Here is a 3,451-nt window from a genome sequence, read left to right on the forward strand (position 1 = left end):
AATAATTTCTCCATGTTCGGAAGGTTCAGCCTCAACCAGATCATCATGCCTACCACCGAGTTCACCACTGCGCAAATGCTGCTTTCGGGAGCTTTGTTTGGGGTAAGCACCAATTTCACCACTTACGGGATCTATAACGACAGGGTAAAGCAGCCAACTATTTACAGTTCGCTTTCCCAAACCTACAGATTGCCAAAGCGCTTCTTGTTTTCTCCCCAGGTACAGTATGATTACAGCAGGTCGCAATTCAACAATCTGATCCTGGAATTGGAACGGCCAATCTTTGAGCGCGGTTTTCTGAACCTGGCTTATGAAAATAACTTCCTTCGGGACGCCCATATTTTTGAGGTTGGTTTCCGGTACGCATTGGATTTTGCGCAAACCTCACTTACCTCAAGGATAGGAAACAGAAATTCCTCTTTTGTACAATCAGCGCGGGGTAGTATGATGCTGGACGATAACACCGGGCATATTCTCACCAGTAACCGAAGTGCGATGTCTAAAGCAGGTTTAACGATAATTCCATTCCTTGATTTCAACGGAAACGGAAAAAGAGATCCTATGGAACCGGGAGTTCCCGGAATGGAGCTAAAGAACCGTACCGGAAGACTGAGCTATCATGAAGATGAAACAATTCTGAGGATTCGTGACCTGCAGCCTTATATAGATATCGTATTGGAAATCGATCCGGTAAGTCTGGATAATATCGCCTGGAAGATCCCTGATCCGAAAATAAGGGTGCATACTGTGCCTAATCATTTCCAGGAAGTTCATGTGCCTGTAGAGGTGATGGGAGAAGTTGGTGGGATGGTTTACCTGGATGATAATGGCCTACGCGGCCAGGGCAGGATAATTGTGAACATTTTTGATGAAGACGGAAATAGAGCCGCCAGAATCCTCAGTGAAGGCGATGGTTACTTCACCTACCTCGGACTAAAACCCGGAAACTACACCGCGGAGATCGACCGGGAGCAGCTTGATAAGTTGGGTTATGTGTCAGACCCGGAATCCATCTCTTTTGAAATCAAGATCGACGAATACGGAGATATTGTGGATACCCTGGAGTTTGTTTTGAGGAGTCGTTAGTCCTTAGTTTTTAGACGGTAGATTTTCTTTTGCTTGCTTTAAACTTTGCGGGTATGGCGTGGAACTTTCGGTTTATAATTTACTTTGGACTTTTAGCTGTTTGACTTTTATAGTTACTTTCGTCATTCCGGGCCTGACCCGGAATCTCATCCTTAAGTAAGCAAATAATCGACAAATTATAAAATTTACAGATTCCCAGGATGGAACCCTCCGTCTTTTCTGCTACCGCAGAAAAGCCACCTCCCTTTGAAAAAGGGAGGAGCCATTCCTATTAAAAAAATTTTATGATTAGGTAAATAAAAGAAAAAATCATCATGGCTTGAATTCAAAATAACTACGCTACTGCGTCACTTAATCACAGAGTCACAAGATGAAAACCTCCGTCTTTTCTGCTACCGCAGAAAAGCCACCTCCCTTTGAGAAAGGGAGGAGCCATTCCTATTAAAAAAATTTTATGATTAGGTAAATAAAAGAAAAAATCATCATGGCTTGAATTCAAAATAACTACGCTACTGCGTCACTTAATCACAGAGTCATAAGATGAAAACCTCCGTCTTTTCTGCTACCGCAGAAAAGCCACCCTGCCCGACTTCGTCATTCTGGCGGGCTCCCTTTGAGAAAGGGAGGAGCCCTTGTTGGTTTGTTTTAGAGGAATAAACTAAATTAACCAATTAAAGAATCCCGAATTAACGAATCACCAATTAACGAATTCACCGGGTTCTTCGATATTTAACCATAGCAAACAAGAAAACGAATAATGCCAGGAACTGAGCTATCCGGGCCAGGTAATCGCCATATTGCACATAAAAGGTTTGCTTGTTATTCACCAGGATCTCCGATTTGATACTGCCTTGTTTTTCGTAACCCAGGCTCTTTACGATATTCCCTTTCTGATCAATAAATGCTGAAATCCCTGTGTTGGCACTCCTCACTATATCTTTTCGGGTTTCAATGGCCCTTAATTTTGCGTAGCTGAGGTGTTGTTTATGTCCCTGGGTATCGCCCCACCAGGCATCATTGGTAATAATGCTCAGGAAGCCTGCGCCATTTCTGATATAACCGGTAACATAATCTCCATACACCGATTCATAGCAGATGATAGGCGCAGCGGCGGCAGCTTTCCCGTTTTCCATTTCGAAAACAGAGCGTTCTTCCTGGGTGGTTTTCATGGCTACTGTTCCGCCCAGGTCTATCATAACATCCCCCAGAATTGGTTTAAGAACGTCCTGATAAGGGAAATTTTCAACCCCAACCACCAGTTTGGATTTATGATACAACTGAGTGGAGTCGGTCCTGTTCATCATAAATGCCGAATTATAATCGTCGTACCAGTCGTTTGGGCCAAGGTAATTGCTTTGTTCTCTCACTTTATTCGGGTCGCTGAACCGCTCGTAAAAAGATATTCCGCTTAAAAAATTGATGTTAGGATAACGCTTAAGGAGTTGCCTGCTGAAAAAAGCAGCTTCCGATCTTTCAAAATCAGGGAGGACGGTGCCGTCGGCAAAAACGGTTTCAGGAGCCACCAGGAGTCGGGTGTTATCGGTGGTCTTTTCTTGAGCAAGATCAAGAAGAAGTTCTCCTATTCGGGTATCGTTGATGTTATATTTTTCAGTGTACGGATCGATATTGGGCTGCAGGATCACGACCTCCAGTTTTTCTCCTTCAGCTTCATAATTAGCCAGGATTATCCACGAAATTCCGAGAGGTAAGAGAATAAGAATGGCAGTTTTGAAGATTCCGCGGTAGATGACGGCTTTATCTTTGTATTCCCTGTAAAGGATCACAGCTTTAAAAACAGCGATATTTACCAGCCACACCCAGAGTGTTCCGCCAAAAGTGCCCGTGTATTCGTACCACTGAACCCAGTTGTGATATTCTGAAAAGGCGTTCCCGAGATTAAGCCAGGGCCAGGAAAATTCCCATTCGAGATGCAGTTTCTCAAAGACCATCCAGATACTCACCAGGAAAGTCGCGGCAGCACCAAAGCCGGTACGTTTGGCCACCACGTGGTATAACATAAAGACCAGCGCCATAAGCAGGGAATTCACGATGACGGCGAAAGCCCCTCCAAAGGCTGTACTGAAATAAAGCCAGTAGGTGGTGGTGAGGTTCCAGATGAAGAAACTAAGATATGCCAGACCGAAGACCTTCCAGCCGGTTAATCGCTTAGAGAAATTCCGCAGTTTAAATTCCACGAATAGCAGGGGAACAAAGGCGAAAAATAGCAGCAACGGAAAGCCATAGGTAGGCCAGGCCGCGGCAAGAAAAATTCCGGAGACAAATGCGTAAAGAAAATTCTTCATATTGTGATATTCTTTTCAAAAATAGGAAACTGTGGCTTGTTTTTAAGTCGGCATAAAGAAAA

1 protein-coding gene and 1 pseudogene are annotated in these 3,451 nt (G+C 44.0%); one reads left to right on the forward strand and one right to left on the reverse strand.

Annotated features, from left to right (window positions below):
- A pseudogene (locus ACESK1_RS12640) lies at nucleotides 1–1,086 on the forward strand (hypothetical protein); the annotation flags it as partial.
- Between the two features lie 710 nt (nucleotides 1,087–1,796).
- Here the strand turns inward: ACESK1_RS12640 and lnt are convergent.
- A complete protein-coding gene (gene lnt / locus ACESK1_RS12645) occupies nucleotides 1,797–3,389 on the reverse strand; it encodes an apolipoprotein N-acyltransferase (RefSeq protein WP_372920541.1) in 1,593 nt (530 codons plus the stop codon).
- Nucleotides 3,390–3,451: the final 62 nt, after the last annotated feature.

It is taken from the genome of Salegentibacter sp., from assembly GCF_041642575.1.
GTDB lineage: Bacteria > Bacteroidota > Bacteroidia > Flavobacteriales > Flavobacteriaceae > Salegentibacter.

Coding starts and splice junctions, on each gene's coding strand:
- lnt (WP_372920541.1), bottom strand. CDS start 3,389: ATGAAGAATTTTCTTTACGCATTTGTCTCCGGAATTTTTCTTGCCGCG.